The sequence below is a fragment of the Rhodococcus pseudokoreensis genome, from assembly GCF_017068395.1.
Lineage (GTDB): Bacteria > Actinomycetota > Actinomycetes > Mycobacteriales > Mycobacteriaceae > Rhodococcus_F > Rhodococcus_F pseudokoreensis.
Map to the genome: position 1 here is coordinate 2,116,488 of NZ_CP070619.1, position 23,905 is coordinate 2,140,392.

Below are 23,905 nucleotides of genomic sequence, written 5' to 3' on the forward strand. Positions count from 1 at the left end.
TCAGGGTAGTCCGAGTCGTTCAACGAAGTGGTGAACCCCAACGTCCATCTTGGCGTCGATCGGCTCGGTGTCGTGCAGCCCTTCCGGAAGGCTGGTCGGGTAGAGGACACCGTCGATCCAAATGGTGTCGCTGCCCTTCGAGCCCGGGTCCGTTCCGGGTTGCCGCGGGTGCCGGTCGTAGATGGTGGCGTAGCCGAGACTCCAGCTTTCTGGGTTAGTCACCGCGGACCGTTGACAGGTTAATGCGACCGCACTAATCTGCCTTGTGTGACGCACGCCACCGCGAGACAGCTGATGATCGATGCTGCCGAGCGCATCGTCGCCGAGCGGGGAATGCCGGCAATGACCCTACGAAAGGTCCAGGAAGCGGCGGGCCAAGCCAACAGAACCGCAGCGCAATATCACTTCGGGTCTCGCGAAGGACTGATCAGCGCCATCCTCGAGGATCGAATGGGCCCGGTCGATCGTGCGCGTCGAGAGTTGCTCGACAAACTCGATACGGCCGAGAGTGAACCAGCTGTAAGACAATTGACCGACGCTCTCGTGCGACCATTGGCCGACAACACAGTCGGCAGACCGGGCAGCAGATATGCGCGTTTTCTAGCGCAGGTCGTTGCAGACCCCTCACTCGCGGAAATTGCCCGAAACCACGTAAATGCTGGAAGCGTTAACGACGTCATCAAAAGGTTGGAAATCGCCGCTGGCGGAGGTCCTGTGGGCCGCGCGAAAGTTGAGCACGTCGTGATTCTCGCCAGTTTCGCGTTGGCCCGATATGAAGGTTCGGGTGAGATGTCAGATCGCGTCGTCGATACCCTTGTCGACTCATGCGTCGCCGTGTTGACGGGACCACGGGAGTAGGGCGGCACGCACTGCGGGTCGAGAACGGTTCGAGAGCATCACGAGACGCAGGGAACGACGTCTCCGATCTGCTACTGGGAGAGTGAGGCTGACCTCGAACGGTGGGCCCCGTGGGCTCGACCGCGCTTGGCAACCGCTGCCGCATATGACGATTGGAATCCACAGAGGGTATTGCAAATTGGGTCTTGCGAATTGACAACGGCTAGGTAGTATCGACGTTAGTTAGCGATCATTGACTTTCGTGGCGTCGCAGGTCTGGCGACGATCGAGCCGCTTTGGACCAATATCTGTACTAATAAGCACAAGTGGAGCCGTCTCTACTCTCATGTTCATTTAAGTTAACGATCATTGATATTCCGACAAGATACGAGAGGGAGACATGGTCCGGGAATTCGTCGAACACAAGGAACTGTTCATCGGTGGGCGCTGGGAGGCCCCGTCGGGCAACGATGTGATCGAGGTCGTCAGTCCGTCGTCGGGTGAGATCGTCGGGCGGGTGCCGCATGCGTCCCGTGAGGACGTCGACCGTTCGGTCACGTTGGCGCGCAGAGCATTCGATTCCGGGCCTTGGCCGCGGCTGCCGCTCGAGGAGCGTCTCGTGGTGCTCGAGCGGTTCGCTGCCGCCCTTCAGACTCGAATCCCGCAGCTGGCAGCGGTGATTTCCAGTGAGAACGGTTCGGCGATTACGTGGGCGTTGGCCTCACAGGCCGGTGCGCCGGCAACGGTGTGCGGACTGGCCGTGCAGACCGCACGGGCGTTTGCGTTCGAAGTGCGTCGCGCCGGGCTCCGCAACGAGGTCATCGTCCGATACGAACCGGTCGGTGTCGTCGCCGCGGTCGTTCCGTGGAACGCGCCGGCGTTCGTCTCCATGAACAAGCTGGCGCCCGCACTCGCTGCGGGGTGTGCCGTCGTGCTCAAGCCGTCTCCCGAGACACCCTTGGATGCCTACATCCTCGCTGAGATCGCCGAGGAGGTGGGCCTGCCCGAGGGCGTGCTGAGTGTGCTGCCGGCCGACCGCGAGGTCAGCGAGTATCTGGTGGCGCATCCTGGAATCGACAAGGTGTCGTTCACCGGGTCGGTCGGTGCGGGAAAGCGAATTATGGAGGTCGCCGCGGCGAACCTCACCCGGGTCACCCTCGAGCTCGGTGGCAAGTCGGCGGCCATCATCCTGGATGACGCTGACCTCGACCATGCGGTGAGCACGATCGGTGCCGCGTCGTGGGCGCTGAACAACGGCCAGGCCTGTGTGGCGCTTACCCGCGTGCTCGCACCGCGATCACGCTACGACGAGATCGCTCGCCGGTTGACCGAAGCAGCGAAGGCGGCGGTCGTCGGGGATCCAGAGGACCCGAAGACCCAGGTGGGGCCCTTGGTGTCGCGTCGTCAGCAGCAGCGTGTCCTCGATTACATCCGGATCGGCCGGGAGGAGGGCGCCACGCTGCTCACCGGGGGCGGTGTCCCGGAGGGGCTCGAGCAAGGTTGCTACGTCAGGCCGACGGTCTTCGGCGACGTGGACAACTCGATGCGGATCGCGCAGGAGGAGATCTTCGGCCCGGTCGTCTGCCTGATTCCGTACGACGACGAAGAGGACGCCATCCGAATCGCCAATGACTCCGACTACGGCCTCTCCGGCGCGGTCTTTACCGCGAACTCCGCGCACGGCATCGAGGTGGCACGCCGGATCCGCACCGGCACGTTGACGGTCAACGGATTCGCCACCGAGCCGACCGCACCGTTCGGTGGATTCAAGAACTCGGGCATCGGCCGCGAGCTCGGCGAGGAAGGGCTCCGTTCGTTTCTGGAGGCCAAGTCCATTTCGATCGCCGGATAGACAGGGAGACAGGACATATCATGAAAATCAGTGGCGCAATCCTGCATGGAGTCGGGCGGGAATGGACGCTCGAGGAGTTCGAGCTCGGCGGCCCGGTGGCCGGTGAGGTGCAGGTCCGGCTGGCAGCCAGCGGGCTCTGCCACTCCGACCATCACTTCCGGACCGGCGACCTGCCGCCCGCCTTCTTCCCGTTGCTGGCCGGGCACGAGGGCGCCGGTGTCGTGACGAAGGTGGGTGTCGGCGTCGAGGGGCTCGCCGAGGGCGACCATGTCGTGCTCGCCTTCCTGCCTGCCTGCGGAACCTGCCGGATGTGCGCACGCGGACGGCAGAACCTGTGCGACCGCGGCGCCGACAACTCCACCGGACTGTCCGTCGACGGCACCTACAGGGCGCACCTCGGAGGGAACCCGCTCAACCGCGTGTCGGGCCTCGGGACTTTCGCGCCGTACGTGACCACCCATCACTCGAGTGTGATCAAGATCGAGAACGACATCCCGCTGAACCGCGCGGCGCTGCTCGGCTGTGGAGTGTGCACCGGCTGGGGCTCGGCGGTTTCGGCCGGCGGTGTGCAGCCCGGCGACAACGTCGTCGTGATCGGTGTGGGGGGTATCGGCATCAACGCCGTACAGGGAGCCTCCCATGCCGGCGCACGGTTCGTCGTCGCAGTCGATCCGGTCGAGTTCAAGCGGGAGCAGGCTCTGAAGTTCGGTGCCACGCATGCGTTCGCGTCGATTGAGGAGGCCGCCGTCCAGTTGCCGGATCTGACCTGGGGCGTCATGTCGGACGTCACGATCCTGACCCCGGGCGTGATCGAGCCGGAGATGATTCAGCAGGCACTTGATCTCACCGGCAAGGGTGGAACCGTAGTGGTCACCGCGCTCGCCGGCATGGCCACGATGGCCGAGGGGGTTCCGTTCAACTCGACGATGTTCACTCTCTACGAAAAGCGTTTGCAAGGTGCGATTTTCGGTGGAGCGAGCCCACGGTCGCAGATCCCTACACTGCTCAACCTGTATCGTAGCGGCATTCTCAATCTCGACGATCTGGTCACTCGAACCTACCGGCACGACCAGATCAACGAGGGCTATGCCGACATGCTCGAGGGCCGCAATATCCGCGGCATCATCGAGTACACCGAGGCCGACTACTGAGCGGCGCTCGTACTCGGCCGAGTTCACTGCTGGTCCATCACTCTGAATCCCGTCAAAGGAGTCAATCCATGACCGCTGTCACCAGTTCTCTCGATACCCTCCGGATGGTTCGGACCGGTGCCGACCCGCTCAAGGCTTCCGGGCCGCTGGTCGCCCGCCCACCGGCCGACACATCCGGTTATTCGCGAATCACCGTCGAACCGGTCGCGCCCACGATCGGCGCGGACATCGCGGGAGTTCGGCTCTCCGGTTCTCTCGACGACGAGACCATGGCGGAGATCCGACGTGCGCTGACTGACTGGAAAGTGCTGTTCTTCCGGGATCAGGACATCAGTCGTGATGACCACCGCGCCTTCGCGGCACGGTGGGGTGAGCTCGAGCAGCACCCCTTCTTCAAGCACATGATGCCGGGGCAATCCGACGTCGATGTGGCGACCTTCGCGAAGAACGCGACCACGGCGGGCTACGAGAACAATTGGCACAACGATGTGACGTGGCACGAGTACCCGTCATTCGCCGCGGTCCTGCGTGCCGTGGAGATCCCGGCCGTAGGGGGTGACACGCTGTGGGCGGACACCGGTGCCGCCTACGATCTGCTGCCGCAGGACATCAAGGATGAGATCGACAACTCTACGGCCGAACACGATTGGATCAACAGCTTCGGTCGCCTGATGGATCCCGACGTCGTGGCCAAGCTGCGTCCGGAGTTTCCGGCGATCGAGCACCCGGTGGTCCGGGTCATCCCCGAGACGGGCCGACGGGCGCTCTTCGTCAACGTCAGTTTCACGCAACGCATCCTCGGCATGTCGACGCAGCGATCCGACGAGCTGCTGCGCCTGCTGTACCGGCACGTCATGCGTCCGGAGTTCCAGGTCCGGCTGCGGTGGCGCAAGAACACCATCGCCTTCTGGGACAACCGGGCCTGCCAACACTACGCATCGAGCGACTATCACCCCAACCAGCGCATGATGGAACGTATTTCGATTGTCGGTGATCGGCCCGTCGGGATCGGTGTGTGACCCACCGCCCGCGGAGGACCGCGACGCCCGCCTGATTCGATCGGGGCGGGCGTCGTCGTTTCTCCGACAAAAGTGCGGACGGCGTTCACACGATTCGTCGGGCTGACCCCCGAGTGGAATCAATTGCGTTGCGTGGGTTGCTTTTATCGTCATTTATTGGTCAACTGAACGGGCAGTGATCCGGACCACAGTGTTGCTGCCGGCCGGGGTGACGCGTCCCTCGGCGACAACGTCTCAACTTGCCATACTCAGCACCCGGACGGGTGCGCAACTCCTGGAGGGCACCGAATGTCTTCGCATTTCGACACCATGTCGACGAATCCCGTCGAATCAGAACCCGGCCGGGCCGGCGCTCGACCGTCGCGTGCCTGGTTGATCGTCGGTCTCGTCACCGTCTTCATTCTCGTCAACTTCGCGGACAAGGTCGTGGTCGGCCTGGCCGGCGTCGAGCTGATGCGCGACCTCGACATCACCCCCGCTCAGTTCGGACTCGTGCAGAGCAGCTTCTACTGGCTGTTCGCAATCGGCTCGATCGGTGGTGGCCTGCTCATCGGGCGAGTTCCCGCCAAGTGGTTGCTGTCCGGAACGGCCGCCCTGTGGGCGCTGGCGATGCTCCCGATGCTGTGGAGCGAGAGTTTCGCGGTGCTGATCGCGTCCCGGATGATGCTCGGGTTGGCGGAGGGCCCGGCCACTGCGATGGCGCTCGCGGTGGTGCACTCCTGGTTCACAGCCGACAAGCGCACCATTCCGACGTCCATCGTCACCGCCGGCGCGGGCATCGGCCCACTGCTCGCGGCGCCGTTGCTGACCACGGTGATCGTCAACCACAGCTGGCACGCTGCCTTCGGTGCCCTCGTTCTTGTAGGCGCGCTCTGGCTTCCGCTGTGGATGGCGTTCGGCCGTTGGGGTGACGCGGACTCCGAGCCGGTGGCCCGGATCGCTGCGGGGTCGGAGGAGCGGATCCCGGCAATGAAGCTGCTCACCAACCGCACCCTGATCGGAGTCGCTGTCCTGATGTTCGCGATGTACTCGTCGGCCGCAATCAAACTGAGCTGGCTGCCCGTGTACTTCCGGCAAGGACTCGGCTACGACGCGGCGAGCGCCGGACGCTTCGTGGCCCTGACGTATCTCGCCGTCGCCGTCATGGTACTCGTCACGGGGTGGGTGTCCCGGGTCATGACCAAGCGTGGTGTGCAGTACCGCCTCTCGCGTGGCGTGTTCCCGGCATCGCTCGTCGTTGCTGCCGGTGTCAGCACGCTCGTCTTCGCCCAGCTGGGCCGTGGCCTGCCGAATCTGCTCCTGATCGTCGTGGGAGCCTCGCTGGCGAGTGCGTCGGCCGGTGTGGCGATGTCGGCGGTCTCCGATGTGGTGCCGCAGAGTCAGCGTGGTTCGGTGATGGGTGCTCTCGTCGCGTTCTACAGCATGGCGGGTGTGTTCGCGCCTCTGGTGCTGGGTGCGATCGTCGGTGGTGCGGAGACCCCCATGGCCGGCTACCGGAGCGGGTTCGGGCTTCTCGGCCTTGTCGTGATCGTCGGCGGTGTCCTGGGCGGTCTGCTGATCGATCCGGTGCGTGATCGCCCCGGGCGGGTTGCGCAGGGCGATGTCGGTTCCCTTGCGGCTCGCTCGATCGATTAGTTAACGACCATTGACTGTGATGGACAGTGGGGATACGGTGTGACGTGAGCAATGCCGCGACGTATCCCCACTGAAATTCGCAACGTGGCCCGTCACGCGGACGACTGTCCACAAATTCAGAAATGGTTCAAGTGAACGAGTGTAGACACAAGTCGCACTCTACTGAGGCACAAGAGGTTGGTTCGACATGTACTTCACCCAAGGCCTGCACCGGTCGGTTCAGCAGAACCCCGACCGCGCCGCCGTGATCGACGGAGACCGCGAGGTCACCTTCCGGGAATTACGTGCACGCGTCGCGCGACTGGCCGGTGGATTGCAGTCTCTCGGCGCCCGGCCCGGTGACCGGGTCGGCATCCTCGCCACCAACCGGGTGGAGTACATCGAGTACATACTCGCGTGTGCGTGGCTGGGCGTCATCTCCTCCCCGGTGAACAACCGATGGAGCCTCGACGAGATGGCCTTCCAGATCGAGGACGCCGGCATCGGCATTCTCGTCGTGGACAAGCCCCGACTCGAGACCGCGAAGGAACTACGGACGCGCCGAGCGGAGTTGCACACCCTGGTGTGCATCGACGGTGACGATACCGACGGGTCCGCCGTCGACTATGAGCGGATGATCGCGGACGCGGAACCCATCGAGGACAGCTTCGTCGACCCCGACGAGCTCGCCCTGCTGATGTACACCGGTGGCACCACGGGCCGGTCCAAGGGCGTGATGCTCACCTCCGGCCAGGTGATGGTCTCGGCGATGGGCGCCACGATCACGGCGAGCCTGGACAACCAGGCGCAGCGCGTCCTGCACGTCGCGCCCTTTTTCCACCTCGCAGCCTACTGCGGAGCGCTTCAGCACATCATGATCGGTTCGACGCACGTCTTGATCGGCGACTTCACCGTCGAGGCACTGGCCGAGGTGATTTCGACCAGGCGCGTGACGATGACGACTCTGGTGCCGACGATGCTGCAGTGGCTGCTCGACTACGCGGCCGAGCACGGGACCGACCTGTCCAGTCTGCAGTGCATGAGCTACGGCACTGCCCCGATGCCGGAACCGTTGGTGCGCAAGTTGATCGATGAAATTCCGGGAATCCGTCTGCGTCAGGTCTACGGCATGACCGAGCTGGCGCCGGCGGCAACGATTCTCACCAATGCTGATCACTACGACCGCGATCATCCCGAGCGGCTGCGCTCGGTCGGCCGCGCCGCCGCCCACGCGGAGGTCCGGATCGTCGATCCCGGCGACGTGGAGGTGCCGCGCGGCACCGTCGGGGAGGTCGTGGTCCGTGGCAAGCACATGATGCTCGGCTATCTCAACCTCCCGGAGGAATCCGCCCGGGCCCTGCGCGGTGGCTGGATGCACACCGGCGACGCCGGCTACATGGACGACCACGGCTATCTCTTCTTGGTCGACAGGCTCAAAGACATGATCGTCAGTGGTGGTGAGAACGTCTACTCGGCCGAGGTCGAGAAGGTCGTTCACACACATCCCGCCGTCGCGAGCTGTGCTGTGATCGGAGTTCCCGACGAGGTCTGGGGCGAGCGGGTGCATTGCGTCGTCGTCCTCGAACCGCGGCACACACTGACGGCCGAAGATCTGCGCGATTTCGTCGGCGAGCGCATCGCCCGCTACAAGGCACCGCGCACGGTGAGCATTGTCGATGCAATGCCGCTGTCGCCGGTCGGCAAGATTCTCAAGCGCAAGCTTCGCGACGAGTACGTCTCGTGACGGCGTCCTCGGCGTGCGACGGGCCTGCTGTCGAATCGGAGTGCGCGGACCCCGACCGGACGTGGTTCGACCGAGTGACCGCGGTGCCTCCCGGCAAAGGCGAGATCGTCGTCGACGGTGCCAGGATCGCGTACCGCGTCTGGGGTGAGGACGGCGATCGCGCCGTGGTCCTCGTGCACGGGAGCGCGGCGCACTCGCGTTGGTGGGATCATCTGGCTCCGTGGCTGGCGACGAACCGACGAGTGTTCGCACTCGACCTGAGCGGGCACGGTGACAGTGATCACCGCGACTCCTACAGTCGCGCTCAGTGGGTCGCCGAGGTGATGGCGGTGGCGCAGGCGTCCGGGCCGCGTCCGATCGTGATCGGGCACAGCCTCGGTGGATTTGTTGTGCTCGACGCCGCCGCCTGCCACGGGGCGGAACTCGGCGGCGTCGTCGTGGTGGATTCGCCGGTGAAGGACAGTCACGCCCAAACCTTGCCGCTGCGTGAGCGGGCACGCCGTCCGCACCGGATCCACGCCAGCGCAGACGAACTCGCCGACCGCTTCACGGCGCTGCCGCAGTCGCGCCCGATCGCGCCCCACCTCGAACGATACGTGGGGCGAGAATCGGTGCGACGCAGAGAGAACGGCTACAGCTGGCATTTCGATCCCAAGATCTTCGAGTGCACGCCGATGCTGATCGACGAGGTGCTTCCCACGTCGTGTCCGGTGGCCGTTGTCCGTGCCGAGCACGGCTCACTCGACGCGGCGATGTGCCGCCGACTGGTCGAGCGGCTCGGTCCCCGCGCAGTGGCGTTCGACATCCCGGACTGCGGCCACAGCCTGATGCTCGAGCGCCCGCTCGCGCTCGTGAGCGCATTGTCTGCGCTCGTCACTTGGTGGAGCACCAACTGAACGTGCAGGGACCACGGAACTTTCATCCAGTCTCTCGAGGAGCAACAGAAATGGGTCCCACACACCGAATTGTCGCGTCGGCGGGGGCCGCACCGCGACCGGCGAACGTGCTGTTCGCCACGACGAAGACGGCCCATCAGGACAGGACCGACGCCACCGCAATCGCGGCGGCTCTCCGGCTCGGTCAGGACGTGTTCTGTGCCGATGTCTGCTTCACGCCGACCGAACTGGTCCTGATGGAGGACCTCGGATTCTCCGAACGCGGTGAGGGCTGGAAGGACGTCCAGAACGGCCTCTTCGACCGCAACGGCGAGCTGCCGGTGAACCCGGACGGCGGACTCGTGAGCTTCGGCCATCCGATCGACGCCTCGGGCCACAACCTGGGCGGATTCCCGGGCGAGTGCGTCTCGTTCATGTCCATCGTCGGCACGGAGAAGGTCTGACATGGCGGCGAGAAAAGCAGGCCCCCTGGCGGGTGTGCGGGTGCTCGAGCTCGGCGGTATCGGGCCGGGGCCGTTCGCGTCGATGATGCTCGCAGACATGGGTGCCACGGTGATCCGGATCGTTCGTGGTGCGGGATGGAGCAGCCGGAACCCGATCCTCAACCGCGGGCGGGTCACCGTCGAGGTCGACCTGAAGGACCCTTCGGGTGTCGCCGCGGTGCGCCGGCTCGCCGAGCACAGCGACGTCGTGGTGGAGGGTTTCCGCCCGGGCGTCGCGGAGCGACTCGGGCTCGGGCCCAAGGAGCTTCACGACATCAACCCGAAATTGGTCTACGGCCGGATGACCGGCTGGGGTCAGGACGGACCCTGGGCGCAGGCGCCGGGGCACGACATCAACTACCTCTCCTTGACCGGTGCACTGCACGCCATCGGGCCCAAGGGTGGGGATCCGGTGCCGCCGCTGAACCTGGTCGCCGATTTCGGCGGTGGTGGGATGCTGCTGGCCTACGGGATCGCGTGCGCCTTGGTCAGTGCGGCCGCGACCGGCTCCGGCCAGGTGGTGGACGCCGCGATGGTGGACGGTGCGTCACTGCTGATGGCGATGGCATACGGTCATTACGCGGACGGGTCCATGGTCGACGAGCGTGGCTCGAACATGCTCGACGGGGCGGCGCCGTTCTATCGCACCTACCGTTGTGCCGACGACCGGCACATGGCGGTCGGGTGTGTGGAGGACCAGTTCTACCGGGAATTCCTGCAGATCCTGGGGCTCGACGGTGACGAGTTGTTCGCCGATCAGTTCGACCGGGACGCCTGGCCGCAGCAGAGCGAGCGGATCGCTGGACTGTTCGCGAGCAGACCTCGCACGGAATGGGAGGCGGTCTTCGCCGACACCGAGGCCTGCACCACGCCGGTTCTGGCGATGAGGGAGGCCGCCGCGCATCCGCATGTCTCGGCGCGACGGACCTTCGCAGCACTCGACGGCATCGTGCAGCCGATGCCGGCGCCTCGATTCGACGCGACGCCGCCCGGCGTTCCGGAGCCGCCGACGGCGGACCCGAGCTCGGTCGCGGAGGCGTTGCGGATGTTCGGAATTTCGCAGGATGGGAGGTCGGATCCGCTCGTGGATAGCGTCCTCACTGCCCCACGGTCTCCCCGATAGCCTCGTCGTCGACGGTCGGATACAGCGCGGCGTGGCAGAGTTGGAAGAGTTCGTCGGAGATGCCGGGTCGGGCCGCGAGAGTTTCGGACAGCATCACCTCGTTCAACATGCCGGCGATCGCCGATACCATCGCCGCCCCGTCGCTCGGCGACAGGTCGGGTCGGGTGGTGGTCAGGCAGTGCGTCCACTCCTCGATGAACACCTGTTGCTTGCGCTGGCGTTCTGCCTGAGCGTCCGGTCCGAGGTGATGCTGCTCCGCGGCCGCGACCACGATGAGATCCGGGATCTCCAGCATGACGTCGATGTAGGACCGGAGCAGCCGGTTCATCGCGGAATCCGCGGAATCGGCGCCGGCGAGGGCGGCGTCCATGCCGAGGGTCACGCGCTCACCGGCGCGATGCAGGGCGGTCGCGAGAATGTCCTCCTTGTTCTTGAAGTGACGGTACGGCGCGGCGGCGGTGACGCCGACGGCCTCGGCGATGTCCACCATGGACACCCCGCGGAAGCCTCGCTCACGGAACAGACCGATCGCCGTGTGCAGGATCTGCTCTCGGCGAGACGAGCGTACCCAGCCAATCGTGTGGGCTACCGGACCTTCGGCCCCGGGCGCGAGCGACACCGAGAGGACGGCCGAGACGAGGCCGGTCGCCAGTTCGACGAGCCGGGCACGCGGAATGTTGCGGTGGCCGACACGCGCCAGTCCGATCACGCCACCCGCGCTTGCCCGGACGTAGAGTTCGGCGTCGGCGATCCCGAGCTGCGGGTGCACGTCGAGCAGGATCGGTACGAGGCGATCGCCGAGTTCGTCCCGTCTGCGGGTGATCTCGGCGCGCCGGTCCGGGTTGAGGTTGCGCACGTGGCGCAGCGCGACGGCGAGTTCGGCTCGGTGTCCAAGGCAGTACTCGACGACCGGGCCGATCGTCCGGTCCAGTCTCTGCCGCGCGGACAGTTCGGCGGCGTCCGCGAGGGTGGCGTCGACGATGGACACAAGGTCGTCTAGCACACCCACACCGATGGCGAGGAGGATCGCTTCCTTGCCAGCGAAGTGGCGGTACAGTGCCGGACCGCTGATGCCGATGTCGGCGCCGATGTCGTCGACGCTGACGCCGGTGTAGCCACGTTGATAGAACAGTCGAGCGGAGCGGGTGAGGATCTCGACCCGGCGCTCGGCCGCGGGCAACCGTTTGCGGCGGCTGCCTGGCGCACGGCCGGCTTGCCCGTTTCGGGAGTTCATCGGCGCCTCCGCAGTGGTGAACGACCTTTCATGAATCCGATCGTATAGGACGACACCTTTTGCAGGGTGTTCGCTAAGTTTTCGCGCAGTCTAGTTAACGATCATTGACTCTCGTGATACTGCGTCATACGCTCGGGTCGTGCGTCCGAATGGCGCCGGGAACCGCCGGAGGGCGTTGCTTCCGATTTCGAAAGGGCAGAATTCATGGACGGGATCCGCTACGCCGTCGAGGACGGTGTCGCCACCATCACGCTCGACCGACCGACGGCGAAGAACGCATTCACGCTGGACATGGTCGATATGTGGGCCGAGTACGTGCAGCAGGCGCATCGGGATCCGGCAGTGGGGGCGTTGGTGCTCACAGGCGCCGGCGATGCGTTCTGCGCGGGCGGTGATCTGAGCACGATATCGGACATGACCTCCCGGGCGATGGCCGGCAAGGAGGCCCTCGCGAACCGTATCCACCGCGTCGCCTTCGCGATGGAGGCGATGGACAAGCCGACCATTGCGGCGGTGAACGGTGTCGCGGTCGGTGCGGGCATGGATATGGCGCTGATGTGCGACATCCGATTCATGGCCCGCAGCGCACGGATGGGCGAAGGGTACGTCAAGCTCGGCCTCGTCCCCGGTGACGGGGGTGCGTACTACCTACCGCGCATCGTGGGAACGGCAAAGGCTTTGGAACTTCTGCTCACCGGCGACTTCGTCGACGCGGACGAAGCGTTGCGGATCGGCCTGGTCGCTCGAGTTGTCGACGACGAGTCGCTGCTGAAGGAGACCCAGACCTTCGCCGCGCGCCTGGCCGCCGGCCCGCCGCTCGCGATCCGGATGATCAAACGCGCCGTGTACCGCAGCCTCGACACCGATCTACGCACCAGCCTGGACCTCATCTCGTCGCATATGGGCCTGGTCGCGACCAGCGAAGACGCACGTGAGGCGATCGCCGCCATGAAAGAGAAGCGGACCCCCATGTTCACCGGCCGCTAGCACCGCTGCTCGGTACGAGCTCGACGAACGCGCGCGCGGCTGGCGACAGCGGGTCCTCCCGGTAATAGAGGAAGGCCTTGCGCAGTTCGGGGAGATCCAGCTCGCGCACCTCGGCACCCAGCTCACGCGCGGCATCAGCTTCCGGTTCCGGCAGCAGGGCGGCCCCGAAGCCTGCCAACAGCAGGTGCTGGATCAGATCGCGGTGGTCGGTTTCGAGCACCGAGGTCGGCAGCGGGAGGCCCTCTCGCGCAAGGTAAGCCACGAAGCGACCCAGCGCGGCGGACTCGGCAGACAAACCGTTGATGAGGGGATGACGCAGCAGTTCTGCCAAGGAGATTCGAGGTCCGGCGCCGACATCGCCGACGCCTGGCGCAAATACCGCCATCAGTCGCGCGGTCGGCACCGAGATCGCCGAATGCCGCGGATAGGGCCCGGGGTGGTCGCTGAGCAGCAATTCGGCTTCACCGCGTCGCAGCGTTTCGAACCCCTCGGTGCCGAAAGCGGCGCCGATGACGCGCAACGTCACCCGGGGATGTCGGGTGTGGAACTGTTCGAGCAGCCGTGACAGTGGATCGACCGCGTATCCGGAGACCACGGCGATGTCGAGGCGCCCGGAGTCGAGGGACTCGACTGCCTCGACGGCGGCACGCGCGTTGTCGAACGCGCGCAGCGTCTGACGTGCGGGGCCGACCAGCGCGCGGCCCGCGGGGGTGAGAGTCATGCGGCGGCCCCGCACGAAGAGCACGGTGCCGAGGTCGCGTTCGAGGTCCTTGATGGTCTGGGAGACGGACGGCTGACTCAGGTGCAGTCGCCGGGCGGCCTCCGAGAGGCTGCCCGCGTCGGCCACGGTGATGAAGTTCGTGAGATGTCGCCGATCCATAACCAGAACCTAACACCGCTCAAGGAAGATTGGCACTTTTCTTCTAATTAACGATCATTTACATTGGATTGAGATCGAGGTCTCTCGGGACGAGAGCGACTCGACGTCAGGTGGCCGTCTCTCGCCACGCTCTTGCAACACGACCTCGCACACTCGAAAGGATTGGACAATGGGAACTTTGGATGGCCGAGTGGCAATCGTCACCGGAGGTGGCCGGGGCCTCGGGCGGGAGCACGCGCTGCTCTTCGCCAAGGAGGGTGCGACGGTCGTAGTGAACGATCTCGGCGGAAGCGCGATCGGCGATGGCTCGGACATCTCGGCCGCACAGTCGGTCGTCGACGAGATCACCGCGGCGGGCGGAAAGGCCGTCGCCAACCGGGACAGCGTGACCGACTGGGCGAGCGCCAAGCGGTTGATCGACACGGCCGTCGAGGAGTTCGGCGACCTGCACGTCGTCGTGAACAACGCCGGCATCCTGCGCGACCGCACCCTGGTCAACATGACCGAGGAAGAGTTCGACACGGTCGTCGACGTACACCTCAAGGGCACCTTCGCGGTCACCCGCCACGCCGCCGCCTACTGGCGTGACCAGGCCAAGGCCGGCAAGGAAATCGACCGGTCGTTGATCAACACCTCGTCGGGATCGGGCCTGCACGGCAACCCCGGCCAGGTCAACTACGCCTCCGCCAAGGCCGGCATCGCCGCGATGACCCAGATCGCCGCCAAGGAACTCGAGCGCTACCACGTGCGGTCCAACTGCATCGCGCCGGTGGCCCGCACCCGCCTCACCGAGGCAACTCCGGGTCTCGGCCAGGTGATGGTCGAGTCCATCGACAAGGACTTCGACGAGTGGCACCCCGCGAACATCTCGCCGCTGGTTGCGCTGCTCGCAGCAGAGAACTGCGAGTTCACCGGCCACGCGTTCCGCGTGCTCGGTGGCGAGGTGGGCCTGTACCAGGGCTGGACCGTCGTCGACGAGGTCACCAGCGACGCGCGCTGGACCATCGAGGAACTCGCCGCCGCGACCAAGCACATGCCGTCCAGGCCGTCGAACGCCATCCCCGGCAAGCACGCCGACAAGATGGGCAAGTAGTGAGCGAGCAGAACGTGCCCATCTTCGACATGCCGGTGGAACGGGGCAAGATCCGCGAGTTCGCCAAGGCGACCATGTCGGACAACCAGGCGTACCAGGGCGCCAACCCGGTGATCCCACCGACGTTCCTCACAACCGCCGGATTCTTCTGGCAAACAGCCGAATCCAAGGAAGCAGGCGCACACGGCCTCGACCCGAAGCGCACGCTGCACGCCGAGCAGGAATACATCTTCCACGGCGAGCCGCCCCGTGCCGGTGACGAACTCACCGCACAGGCGCGCATCCTCGACCGTTACACCAAGGAGGGCCGCCGCGGCGGCACGCTCACCTTCGTCGAGACGGTCGTCGAATTCCGCGACAAGACCGGTCGCCTCGTCGCCGAGCAGCGCTCGACCGGCGTGCAGACCTCACACGCACCCAAGGAGGCCTGAGCCATGACGACGACCGAAACTCGTGCCGTCACCGTGGGCGACAAGGCGACCGAACACACCTTCGGCCCGCTGACCATCACGGACATCGTCCGCTACGCCGGCGCCTCGGGCGACATGAACCCGCTGCACCACGACGAAGCCGCCGCCAAGGCGGCCGGGTTTGCCGGCATCTTCTCCATCGGCATGTTCCAGGCCGGCCTGCTCGCCACGTTCGCCGCGAACTGGCTCGGGGCCGAGAACGTGCGACGCTTCACCACCCGCTTCAAGGAACAGGTGTGGCCCGGCGACACGCTGACCTGCACCGGCGAGGTCACCGATGTGCATGCGGGCGACGGCGGCAGCACCGTCGAAATCACGCTCACCTGCACCCGCCAGACCGGCGGCGTGGCCATCGACGGATCCGCCGAATTCTGGCTTCCTGGCCCTGAAACCGCCGAAATCGTAAGGAGTTACACATGAGGACACCACCGATCGGGGTCACCGCGTACGGCGTGTATCTGCCGATCTGGCGCCTGCAGCGCAAGGACATCGGTGCAGCCCTCGGCTCCGGCGGCGGACACGGTTCCCGCTCGGCGGCCGCCGACGACGAGGACTCCACGTCGATGGGTGTAGAGGCCGGCCGAGCGGCCCTCGGCCGCGCCGGCCGTGCGAGCGGAATCGTATTCGCCACCGCAACAGCGGCATACGCCGACAAGTCCAACGCCGCAATCGTGCACGCCGCGCTCGGCCTCGACCGGTCGGTGTCGGCATACGACTTCGTCGGCGCCTCACGCTCGGGGGTCGGCGCCATCGTTGCCGCCGCCGACGCCGGCGCCGCAGGTCGCCCGACCCTGGCCGTGCTGTCCGACGTCCGCACCGGCATGCCGAGTTCGGCGGACGAGCGCGAGGGCGGTGACGGCGCCGCGGCGCTGCTGTTCGGAACCGGCGACGACGTTGTCGCCGCACTGATCGGGCACGGCTCCGCCTCCGCCGAGTTCCTGGACCGTTGGCGGATTCCGGGCGAGTCCAGCAGCAAGCTGTGGGAAGAACGGTTCGCCGAGGGCGCGTACCTCGAACTCGCGAAGGAAGCCGTCGACGGCGCACTCAAGGCCGCCGGTTTGACGATGGCCGACATCGACCGGGTCGCAGTGGGGGGTCTCCACCGCCGCGCGGTCAAGGCGTTCGCCAAGTCGCTCTCGCGTGAGGCGGCCGCACACTCGGTGGATCCGCAGGCTCCGTTCCTGCTGGTCGACGACCTGTCCGACACCATCGGTGCCACCGGCACCGCGCAGCCGGGCATCCTGCTCGCCACCGCGCTCGACGAGGCGGCGCCGGAGGAGACCATCCTCATTGTGAACCTGGCGGACGGTGCCGATGCGCTCGTGTTCGAGGCCACCGCCTCGCTGCCGGCATTCCGGGAGAACCGCACGGCGAAATCGGTCTCCGAGCAGGTAACCGGCGGCCGCACCGTCGACTACCAGCGCTACCTGACCTGGCGCGGCTACCTCAGGCGGGAAGCGCCGCGGCGACCGGACCCGGACCGTCCCGCGGCCCCACCGTCGGCCCGCAACGCGGACTGGAAGTTCGGGCTCGCTGCGTCCCGCTGCCGGTCGTGCGGCACCCGGCACATGCCGGCCATCCGGGTGTGCCGTCACTGCCACAGCGTCGATCAGATGGACCGGGAGCGGGTGGCCGACGAGCGCGGCACCATCGCGACATATCAGGCCGATCTGCTCGCCTACACCCTGAGCCCACCGCTCATCGGGGCTGCGGTCAACTTCGCCGGTGGTGGCCGACTGATGTGCGAGGTGACCGACGCCGACGCTTCGACCCTGAAGATCGGTGACGAGGTCGAGATGACGTTCCGCCGCCTGTACACCACCGGCGACGGCGTGCACAACTATTTCTGGAAGGCGCGCCCGGTCGGCCGCGCCACCGACGCCGACAAGGAGGCGTGAGCACATGGCCACCCACGGAATTCGCGACAAGGTCGCCATCGTCGGCATGGGATGTACCCCGTTCGGCGAGCACTGGAGCAAGAGCGCCGAGGACCTTCTCGTCGACGCCAACACCGAGGCGCTCGCCTCGGCCGGCCTCGCCCAGGCCGACATCGACGCGTACTGGCTCGGCACGATGGGATCCGGATACTCGGGCCAGTTGCTCTCGCGCACACTGAAACTCGATTACAAGCCGGTCACCCGTGTGGAGAACTTCTGCGCCACCGGATCGGAGGCCTTCCGCAACGCCTGCTACGCCGTCGCATCCGGCGCTGTGGACGTGGCGATGGCGATCGGCGTCGAAAAACTCAAGGACTCCGGCTACTCCGGTCTGGTGTCCACGCCGCCACCGCACGACGGCACCGCGGTCGCGATCACCACTCCGGCCGCATTCGGCTTGCTCGCTCCCGCCTACGCAAAGATGGCCGGGCTCGACGACGACACCCTCAAAGAGGTCATCACCCGCATAGCCTGGAAGAACCACTACAACGGTGCGCGCAACCCACGCGCACAGTTCCGCAAGGAGCTGTCGATGGAGGCAATCCGCAACAGCCCCAAAGTGTCCGGCATGCTCGGCGTGCTCGACTGCTCCGGTGTCTCGGACGGCTCGGCAGCGGCAATCATCGTCCGCGCCGAGGACGCCTACCAGTACACCGACAAGCCGATCTTCGTCAAGGCACTGTCGATGGTCGCCGGCCCCGGAGACGGTCCAATGGACCCGACCTTCGACTACACCTCCATCCGCGAGGTCGTCAAATGCGCCGACGCCGCCTACGCCGAAGCCGGTGTGCGCAATCCCCGCGAAGAGATCGCGATGGCCGAAGTGCACGACTGCTTCACCCCCACCGAACTGGTGCTCATGGAAGACCTCGGGTTCAGTGAAAAGGGCGAAGCATGGCGCGACGTGATGGACGGCGCGTTCGACCTCGACGGCGCGCTACCGGTCAACCCGGACGGCGGCCTCAAGAGCTTCGGCCACCCGATCGGCGCGTCCGGCCTGCGGATGCTCTTCGAATGCTGGCTGCAACTACGGCAGCAGGCACCGCCGGAACGACAGGTCCAGAGCATCGTCACCGGCGAACGGAAGCTCGGCCTGACCCACAACCTGGGCGGACGACCCGGCGACTGCGTGAGCTTTATTTCCGTCGTCGGCGCCGAGCCGGCGTCCTGAACCCGACATCACAACACTGGAGCAATACACATGATGGAACGCACTCTTTTCGAACAGGATCACAACGACTTCCGCGCGATGGTGCGGAGCTTCCTCGAGGCCGAAGTCGCACCGCACATGCCGCAGTGGGAGCAGGACGGCCTGCTGCCGAAGAACATCTTCCAGCGTTTCGGCGACCTCGGCCTGGCCGGGCTGAACATCCCGGAGGAATACGGCGGCGGCGGTGTCGACGATTTCCGCTTCAACGCGGTATTCATCGAGGAGGTGCACCTGACCTATTCCGGCATCGGCGGCCTCGGGGTGCACACCCAGGTCGTGACACCCTACTTCCTCAACTGCGCCGACGACGTGCAGAAAAAGCGTTGGCTGCCCGACATCGCCGCCGGCCGCAAGATGTGCTCGATTGCCATGACCGAACCCGGTGCCGGATCGGACCTGTCCGGTATCAAGACCACCGCGGTCCGGGATGGCGACGACTGGATAGTCAACGGCGCCAAAACCTTCATCACCGGCGGCATCAACGCGGACCTGGTAGTCGTCGCCTGCCGCACCTCGCGTAGCGAGGAAGACCGGCGCGGCGGAATGAGCCTGCTCGTGATCGAAGACGGCATGCCGGGCTTCACCAAGGGCCGCAAACTCGACAAACTCGGATGCCGCTCCACCGACACCGCCGAACTGCACTTCGAGAACGTGCGGGTGCCGAACACCAACATGCTCGGTGAGGAAGGCAAAGGCTTCGGATACCTCACCTTCAACCTCATCGCAGAGCGACTCATCCAGGCCATCGCCGCCGTCGCCACGGCCCGCGCCGCCATGAACCAGGCGATCCCATATGTCAAGGAGCGCAAAGTCTTCGGTCAAACCGTCTCGCAGTTCCAGAACACCAAGTTCGTGCTCGCCGAATGCGCCACCGAGATCGAAGCCGCCCAAGCGCTGGTCGACCGGGCGATTCTCGCCTACAACGACAAGACACTCACCGTCGCAGATGTCGCCAAGGTGAAACTGTTCGCCACCGAGATGGCCGGTCGTGTCGTCGACAAGTGCTTGCAGCTGCACGGCGGCTACGGCTACATGCTCGAATATCCGATCGCACGACTCTATGCCGACATCCGCCTGGCGAGGATCGCGGCGGGCTCGAGCGAGATCATGAAGACTGTGATCGCGAAGGACCTGTCGCTGTGACTGCGACTCACGAGGCGAGGTCCGGGCCCCGGCCCGGAGTCGTCGAAATCCTTCGTGCGGTCGCCGCCACGGTGGGCGATCGTGAGGCCGTCGTGCACGGTCGGACGCGTCGCACGTACGCCGAAGTGGTCGCGAACGTCGATGCGTTCGCCCGCTACCTCGTCTCTCGCGGTGCGGGGTGCGAGGAGGCGTGCACCGATACCGGCGCGTTCGATACCAACCAGAAACGGCTCGCGCTGTACTTGCACAACGGGCTCGAGTTCGCCGAGGCACTGTACGGGGCGATGGCGGCGCGGGCGGCGCCCTTCAACGTCAACTACCGGTACACCGCAACGGAGCTCGTCGCGATCTTCGACGATGCCGCGCCAGCCGTCATCGTCTACCACTCGATGTTCGCGGCCACACTCATCGACGTGCTGCCCGAGCTGCCGCACCGACCGGTCCTGGTTCAGGTGCCGGACCATTCGGACTACCCACTGCTCCCCGGTGCAGTCTGGTTCGGCGACGCACTGACGACTGCGCCGACGGCCCAGCTACCCGAACCGTCCGGTGAGGACCTCGTCCTCGTGTACACCGGCGGGACCACCGGCCGACCGAAGGGCGTCATGTGGCGTAACCACGATCTGTGGATCGCCGCCTGCGGCGGTGCGGATTACCCGGCGGATATCACGGCCGCGCAGATGGGTCGTCTCGCCGACGAGGTTCCCGGGCCGAAGTTCCTGGCGTCCGCACCGTTCATGCACGGTGCCGGACTGTGGTTCTTGATGCGCGTTCTGGCGCAGGGCGGCACGGTCGTCATCCCCGACGCGGTTACCCGCTTCGACGAGGCCCAAGCGTGTGCGCTGATCGAACATGAACGCATCAACTGCGTGCTGCTCGTCGCCGAGGCGTTCGCCAACCCGATGGCCCGGCACCTGACGGAGAACAAGTACGACCTCGACTGCGTCACTTTCGTCGGTCTCGGCGGAGGGATCACCACCATGGAGACCAAGAGTGCGCTCATGGCGGCGATGCCGAACGCCGAACTCGTCGACTCCGCGGGGTCGTCCGAGACCGGTGGCATCCTGCGAGCGACCGCCCAACCCGGGGACGTTGCCACATCTGGCACCTTCGCCCTGTCCCCGCGGGCGTGTGTGATCAGCGCGGATCGGTCACGCTTCGCCGAAGCAGGGTCGGGAGAGCACGGATGGCTCGGCGCACGTGGGCCGCTTCCGGTCGGCTACCTACACGATCCCGCGAAAACCGCGACCACGTTCATCGAGGTCGCCGGCGAGCGGATCGCCCTCACGGGAGACCGCGCAATGCTGCTCGACGGCGGTGGGCTGAGACTGCTCGGACGCGATTCGGTCACTATCAACTCCGGTGGGGAGAAGATTTTTGCCGAGGAGGTCGAGCGCGCGGTCCGGCGACACCCGCGTGTGCGCGATGTGATCGTGGTGGGACGGCCGCACCCGCGATGGGGCGAACAGGTCGTCGCGGTCGTCGTGCTCGACGCACCCGTCGCGCACTCGGAACTGGTGGAAGCGATGTCCGATCAGATCGCGCGTTACAAGCGGCCAAAGATCTTCATCGAGGTCGGTGCCATCCCCCGCTCACCGGCGGGCAAACCAGACTACCGATGGGCAAAGTCGTTCGTCGAGAACCTAGTTGAGGTGTGATCCATGAGTACGGCAGTACCCTCGAAAACCACCGTGGAGCTCGTTCCGGAACTACTGCCGGCAGAGCTCGAACCGCTGCGGGCCGAAGTCCGCTCGTTCCTGGCGGCCGAGCTGGCCGCCGGGAGCTTCACCCCGAAACCGGACTGCTGGGTGATCCACCCCGACCGCGCCTTCACCAGGAAGCTGGCCGCCCGCGGCTGGCTCGGGATGGCGATCCCAGCTCGGTACGGTGGGCACGAGAAATCGATGCTCGAACGGTTCGTCATCTCCGAGGAACTGCTCGCGGCCGGCGCACCGGTGAACCTGCACTGGGGCGGTGACCGGCAGATCGCACCCGCGCTGCTCAACTTCGGTACCGAAGAGCAGCGCCACCGATTCCTACCCCGAATCGCAAGCGGTGAGTTCATCGCCGCGATCGGACTGAGCGAACCCGACAGCGGCTCCGACCTGGCCTCGGTCCGCACCCGCGGCGCGAAGGTCGACGGCGGCTGGAAGGTCACCGGAACCAAGATCTGGACCAGCGCCGCGCATCTCGCCGACGCCATCGTCACACTCGTGCGCACCGGCAACGCAGGACCGAGCCGACACGAGGGACTGACCCAGATGATCATCGAAGTTCCCGACGACCGCATCGTCATCCGACCGATCTACTCGCTCAGCGGCGAGCACCACTTCAACGAAGTCATCTTCGACGACGTATTCGTGCCCGACGCGATGGTGCTCGGTCAGGTCGGATCCGGCTGGCAACAGATCACCGCCGAACTCGCCTTCGAACGCAGCGGCCCGGAGCGAATCCTGTCCACGACGGTATTGCTGCGCCAACTCGCCCGCCGCAACGCAATCGACCCACCGACACTGGGCCGGCTCGTCTCACGCATGTGGTCGCTACGAGAAGCGTCGATCTCGATTGCATTCGCGCTGACCTCAGGGCAGGCCCCCGGCACCGCCGCAGCCATCGTCAAAGACCTCGGCACCCGCTTCGAACGTGAGGTCGTCGAGGCCGCCCGCGCTACCGGCCTCGAACCCGACCACCGCTCCGACGATCCACTCGCCCGGCTGCTCGCCCAGGCGATCACCAGCTCGCCGACGGCCACGCTGCGTGGCGGCACCAACGAAATTCTGCGCGGAGTCATCGCGCGTGCGCTAGGAGTGCGATGAACACCGAAACCAAGCTGCTGTCCGACACCGCACACCAGGTGTTCGGCGCGCTGACCGATGGCGCCGACGCATGGCAGCAGATCGAGGTCATGGGCCTGACCCGCATCGGCATCCCCGAGCACCTCGGCGGCAGCGGCGGCACCACCGACCAAGCACGAATCGTGCTGCGGGCGGCGGCCTATCACGCCGCGCGGATCCCGCTCGCCGAAACACTCTGGCTGGCCGCCCCGATTCTCGCCGATGCCCGGATGCCGATACCCGATGGCCCCCTGACCATCGCGAACGCCACTGGTGGCGACCTGCGGGTGCACGCGAGCCGGGACGGATCGAGCTTACGGCTCGACGGCACGCTCAACCGCGTGCCCTGGGCCCGCCGCGCCACCAGGATTGTGATCGCCACCGACGAGCGGGTCTGCTTGATCGAACCGAACACATGCACCATCACCGAGGGCGAGAACCTGGCCGGAGAACCCCGCGACGACATTCGGCTCGACGGCGTCACCATCGATACCGACGACGTCGGCACCCTCCCCTACCGGCTGAACCTACGATCGCGCGGCGCACTGGCCCGCAGCATCCAGATCAGCGGCGCCGCGCAACGAGCGCTCGACCACAGCGTGGAATACGCCGGACAACGGACCCAGTTCGGCCGCCCGATCGCCCAATTCCAAGCCGTCCAACAACACCTCGCCCAGATCGCCGGGGAGGCCACCATCCTCGACGTCAGTGTCGCCAGCGCAACACGCAAAGCCGCCGAGCGCCCGGATGGCTCACCCGCCATCGCTGCCGCCCGCATAAACGCTTGCCGCGGAGCGGGCGTCGTCGCCGAACTCGCCCACCAAATCCACGGCGCCATCGGCACCACCCACGAACACCAACTCCGACTCGCCACTACCCGACTCTGGTCCTGGCGCGAAGAATTCGGCAACGAAACCGAATGGTCCCGCACACTCGGGAACACCGCCACCGGCGCCGACGACCCGTGGCACTTCATCACTGCCCTCTAGCGGGAGTCACGTGGTCGGGACTGGCCGAGTATCCGGCGCACCCGTGACGTACTCGAGGAGTGAGTCGCATGACCCGGCCGCCCGTCTTTCAAATGTCATGCACTCGTGATCCAGACAGGCTTGTCAGCCCCGGTGTGGTTGCGCAGCATCAGTAGATCGGTGAGGGTTTGTCAGCTTCGTCTTCGAAACCGACGAGCATGTCGATGACGCCCTCGAGGTGGGTGTGGGCGTCGCGGCGGGCTGTGATGCCGCGGTCGTAGTAGCCCTGGTCCAGGTCCACATCGAGAACCGGAATCACGTGTGATTCGGGTGCCTGTTACGCGTGATTACCGGCCAGTCCGTTCACTGAACTACTAATGCCCGCAACATTGCTCGCAATAGGTGAACACCCCTCCATCCACATCCATCCA

23 protein-coding genes are annotated in these 23,905 nt (G+C 65.9%); 19 read left to right on the forward strand and 4 right to left on the reverse strand.

Annotated features, from left to right (window positions below; genetic code table 11):
• The gene (locus tag JWS13_RS15050; RefSeq protein ID WP_206006381.1) at window positions 1–222 is read right to left on the reverse strand and encodes a hypothetical protein; all 222 of its coding nucleotides are present in this window, start codon (window positions 220–222) and stop codon (window positions 1–3) included.
• A gap of 45 nt (window positions 223–267) precedes the next feature.
• Here JWS13_RS15050 and JWS13_RS15055 point away from each other — a divergent pair, with 45 nt between their 5' ends.
• From JWS13_RS15055 to JWS13_RS15095, 9 genes are all read left to right on the forward strand, one after another.
• Window positions 268–858 carry a TetR/AcrR family transcriptional regulator gene (locus JWS13_RS15055; protein WP_241032202.1) on the forward strand — a complete coding sequence of 197 codons (591 nt, stop codon included), beginning with the start codon at window positions 268–270 and terminating at the stop codon, window positions 856–858.
• A gap of 379 nt (window positions 859–1,237) precedes the next feature.
• On the forward strand, window positions 1,238–2,689 hold the full coding sequence (locus JWS13_RS15060; RefSeq protein ID WP_206006382.1) for an aldehyde dehydrogenase: 1,452 nt from the start codon (window positions 1,238–1,240) through the stop codon (window positions 2,687–2,689).
• Between the two features lie 20 nt (window positions 2,690–2,709).
• Complete coding sequence (locus JWS13_RS15065; protein ID WP_206006383.1) at window positions 2,710–3,840, forward strand: NDMA-dependent alcohol dehydrogenase; 1,131 nt, start codon at window positions 2,710–2,712, stop codon at window positions 3,838–3,840.
• A gap of 68 nt (window positions 3,841–3,908) precedes the next feature.
• Window positions 3,909–4,859: a TauD/TfdA dioxygenase family protein gene (locus JWS13_RS15070; RefSeq protein ID WP_206006384.1), complete on the forward strand. Its 951-nt coding sequence runs from the start codon at window positions 3,909–3,911 to the stop codon at window positions 4,857–4,859.
• A 288-nt stretch (window positions 4,860–5,147) separates the two neighbouring features.
• Window positions 5,148–6,494, forward strand: a complete 1,347-nt coding sequence (locus JWS13_RS15075) for an MFS transporter (RefSeq protein WP_241032203.1) — start codon at window positions 5,148–5,150, stop codon at window positions 6,492–6,494.
• Between the two features lie 187 nt (window positions 6,495–6,681).
• On the forward strand, window positions 6,682–8,217 hold the full coding sequence (locus tag JWS13_RS15080; protein ID WP_206006385.1) for an acyl-CoA synthetase: 1,536 nt from the start codon (window positions 6,682–6,684) through the stop codon (window positions 8,215–8,217).
• Window positions 8,214–9,113 carry an alpha/beta fold hydrolase gene (locus tag JWS13_RS15085; protein ID WP_206006386.1) on the forward strand — a complete coding sequence of 300 codons (900 nt, stop codon included), beginning with the start codon at window positions 8,214–8,216 and terminating at the stop codon, window positions 9,111–9,113. Before JWS13_RS15080 ends, JWS13_RS15085 begins: the two co-directional genes overlap by 4 nt.
• Window positions 9,114–9,163: 50 nt before the next feature.
• Window positions 9,164–9,556 carry a thiolase C-terminal domain-containing protein gene (locus JWS13_RS15090; protein WP_374229639.1) on the forward strand — a complete coding sequence of 131 codons (393 nt, stop codon included), beginning with the start codon at window positions 9,164–9,166 and terminating at the stop codon, window positions 9,554–9,556.
• A 1-nt stretch (window position 9,557) separates the two neighbouring features.
• Window positions 9,558–10,718: a CaiB/BaiF CoA transferase family protein gene (locus JWS13_RS15095; RefSeq protein WP_206006387.1), complete on the forward strand. Its 1,161-nt coding sequence runs from the start codon at window positions 9,558–9,560 to the stop codon at window positions 10,716–10,718.
• On the opposite strand, the gene JWS13_RS15100 is transcribed toward JWS13_RS15095, so the two are convergent.
• Window positions 10,693–11,952, reverse strand: a complete 1,260-nt coding sequence (locus tag JWS13_RS15100) for a TetR/AcrR family transcriptional regulator (RefSeq protein ID WP_206006388.1) — start codon at window positions 11,950–11,952, stop codon at window positions 10,693–10,695. The two genes, JWS13_RS15095 and JWS13_RS15100, sit on opposite strands and share 26 nt — an antisense overlap.
• A 204-nt stretch (window positions 11,953–12,156) precedes the next feature.
• Between JWS13_RS15100 and JWS13_RS15105 the strand changes: the two genes are divergently transcribed.
• Window positions 12,157–12,939 (forward strand): enoyl-CoA hydratase/isomerase family protein, encoded by a 783-nt coding sequence (locus tag JWS13_RS15105; protein WP_206006389.1) that lies wholly within the window; start codon window positions 12,157–12,159, stop codon window positions 12,937–12,939.
• Here JWS13_RS15105 and JWS13_RS15110 read toward each other — a convergent pair.
• Window positions 12,926–13,819: a LysR family transcriptional regulator gene (locus tag JWS13_RS15110; RefSeq protein ID WP_206006390.1), complete on the reverse strand. Its 894-nt coding sequence runs from the start codon at window positions 13,817–13,819 to the stop codon at window positions 12,926–12,928. The genes JWS13_RS15105 and JWS13_RS15110 overlap by 14 nt on opposite strands.
• A 169-nt stretch (window positions 13,820–13,988) precedes the next feature.
• Between JWS13_RS15110 and JWS13_RS15115 the strand changes: the two genes are divergently transcribed.
• Genes JWS13_RS15115 through JWS13_RS15155 form a run of 9 tightly spaced genes read left to right on the forward strand, consistent with a single transcriptional unit; the run spans window position 13,989 to window position 23,495 of the window.
• Window positions 13,989–14,912 (forward strand): SDR family oxidoreductase, encoded by a 924-nt coding sequence (locus JWS13_RS15115; RefSeq protein ID WP_206006391.1) that lies wholly within the window; start codon window positions 13,989–13,991, stop codon window positions 14,910–14,912.
• Window positions 14,913–14,941: 29 nt separating this feature from the next.
• Window positions 14,942–15,343: an FAS1-like dehydratase domain-containing protein gene (locus JWS13_RS15120; protein WP_206011606.1), complete on the forward strand. Its 402-nt coding sequence runs from the start codon at window positions 14,942–14,944 to the stop codon at window positions 15,341–15,343.
• Window positions 15,344–15,346: 3 nt separating this feature from the next.
• A complete protein-coding gene (locus tag JWS13_RS15125; protein WP_206006392.1) occupies window positions 15,347–15,802 on the forward strand; it encodes a MaoC/PaaZ C-terminal domain-containing protein in 456 nt (151 codons plus the stop codon).
• The gene (locus JWS13_RS15130) at window positions 15,799–17,280 is read left to right on the forward strand and encodes an OB-fold domain-containing protein (RefSeq protein WP_206006393.1); all 1,482 of its coding nucleotides are present in this window, start codon (window positions 15,799–15,801) and stop codon (window positions 17,278–17,280) included. The genes JWS13_RS15125 and JWS13_RS15130 overlap by 4 nt, the downstream gene beginning before the upstream one ends.
• Before the next feature lie 4 nt (window positions 17,281–17,284).
• Window positions 17,285–18,490, forward strand: coding sequence for an acetyl-CoA acetyltransferase (locus JWS13_RS15135; protein ID WP_206006394.1), 1,206 nt, complete (start codon window positions 17,285–17,287; stop codon window positions 18,488–18,490).
• Between the two features lie 33 nt (window positions 18,491–18,523).
• Entirely contained in the window at window positions 18,524–19,672 is a 1,149-nt protein-coding gene (locus JWS13_RS15140; RefSeq protein WP_206011607.1) for an acyl-CoA dehydrogenase family protein, read from the forward strand.
• A complete protein-coding gene (locus tag JWS13_RS15145; protein WP_206006395.1) occupies window positions 19,669–21,330 on the forward strand; it encodes an AMP-binding protein in 1,662 nt (553 codons plus the stop codon). The genes JWS13_RS15140 and JWS13_RS15145 overlap by 4 nt, the downstream gene beginning before the upstream one ends.
• Before the next feature lie 3 nt (window positions 21,331–21,333).
• A complete protein-coding gene (locus JWS13_RS15150; RefSeq protein ID WP_206006396.1) occupies window positions 21,334–22,488 on the forward strand; it encodes an acyl-CoA dehydrogenase family protein in 1,155 nt (384 codons plus the stop codon).
• On the forward strand, window positions 22,485–23,495 hold the full coding sequence (locus JWS13_RS15155) for an acyl-CoA dehydrogenase family protein (RefSeq protein WP_206006397.1): 1,011 nt from the start codon (window positions 22,485–22,487) through the stop codon (window positions 23,493–23,495). Before JWS13_RS15150 ends, JWS13_RS15155 begins: the two co-directional genes overlap by 4 nt.
• Before the next feature lie 148 nt (window positions 23,496–23,643).
• On the opposite strand, the gene JWS13_RS45990 is transcribed toward JWS13_RS15155, so the two are convergent.
• A complete protein-coding gene (locus JWS13_RS45990) occupies window positions 23,644–23,775 on the reverse strand; it encodes a hypothetical protein (protein ID WP_259375225.1) in 132 nt (43 codons plus the stop codon).
• Window positions 23,776–23,905 lie beyond the last annotated feature (130 nt).

Bases quoted from the DNA above. Each gene is read 5' to 3' on its own strand.
- JWS13_RS15105 (WP_206006389.1), top strand. From the start codon at position 12,157: ATGGACGGGATCCGCTACGCCGTCGAGGACGGTGTCGCCACCATCACG.
- JWS13_RS15100 (WP_206006388.1), bottom strand. From the start codon at position 11,952: ATGAACTCCCGAAACGGGCAAGCCGGCCGTGCGCCAGGCAGCCGCCGC.
- JWS13_RS15070 (WP_206006384.1), top strand. From the start codon at position 3,909: ATGACCGCTGTCACCAGTTCTCTCGATACCCTCCGGATGGTTCGGACC.
- JWS13_RS15150 (WP_206006396.1), top strand. From the start codon at position 21,334: ATGAGTACGGCAGTACCCTCGAAAACCACCGTGGAGCTCGTTCCGGAA.
- JWS13_RS15135 (WP_206006394.1), top strand. From the start codon at position 17,285: ATGGCCACCCACGGAATTCGCGACAAGGTCGCCATCGTCGGCATGGGA.
- JWS13_RS15075 (WP_241032203.1), top strand. From the start codon at position 5,148: ATGTCTTCGCATTTCGACACCATGTCGACGAATCCCGTCGAATCAGAA.
- JWS13_RS15130 (WP_206006393.1), top strand. From the start codon at position 15,799: ATGAGGACACCACCGATCGGGGTCACCGCGTACGGCGTGTATCTGCCG.
- JWS13_RS15080 (WP_206006385.1), top strand. From the start codon at position 6,682: ATGTACTTCACCCAAGGCCTGCACCGGTCGGTTCAGCAGAACCCCGAC.
- JWS13_RS15110 (WP_206006390.1), bottom strand. From the start codon at position 13,819: ATGGATCGGCGACATCTCACGAACTTCATCACCGTGGCCGACGCGGGC.
- JWS13_RS15155 (WP_206006397.1), top strand. From the start codon at position 22,485: ATGAACACCGAAACCAAGCTGCTGTCCGACACCGCACACCAGGTGTTC.
- JWS13_RS15115 (WP_206006391.1), top strand. From the start codon at position 13,989: ATGGGAACTTTGGATGGCCGAGTGGCAATCGTCACCGGAGGTGGCCGG.
- JWS13_RS15095 (WP_206006387.1), top strand. From the start codon at position 9,558: ATGGCGGCGAGAAAAGCAGGCCCCCTGGCGGGTGTGCGGGTGCTCGAG.
- JWS13_RS15060 (WP_206006382.1), top strand. From the start codon at position 1,238: ATGGTCCGGGAATTCGTCGAACACAAGGAACTGTTCATCGGTGGGCGC.
- JWS13_RS15065 (WP_206006383.1), top strand. From the start codon at position 2,710: ATGAAAATCAGTGGCGCAATCCTGCATGGAGTCGGGCGGGAATGGACG.
- JWS13_RS15090 (WP_374229639.1), top strand. From the start codon at position 9,164: ATGGGTCCCACACACCGAATTGTCGCGTCGGCGGGGGCCGCACCGCGA.
- JWS13_RS15120 (WP_206011606.1), top strand. From the start codon at position 14,942: ATGCCGGTGGAACGGGGCAAGATCCGCGAGTTCGCCAAGGCGACCATG.
- JWS13_RS15125 (WP_206006392.1), top strand. From the start codon at position 15,347: ATGACGACGACCGAAACTCGTGCCGTCACCGTGGGCGACAAGGCGACC.
- JWS13_RS15140 (WP_206011607.1), top strand. From the start codon at position 18,524: ATGGAACGCACTCTTTTCGAACAGGATCACAACGACTTCCGCGCGATG.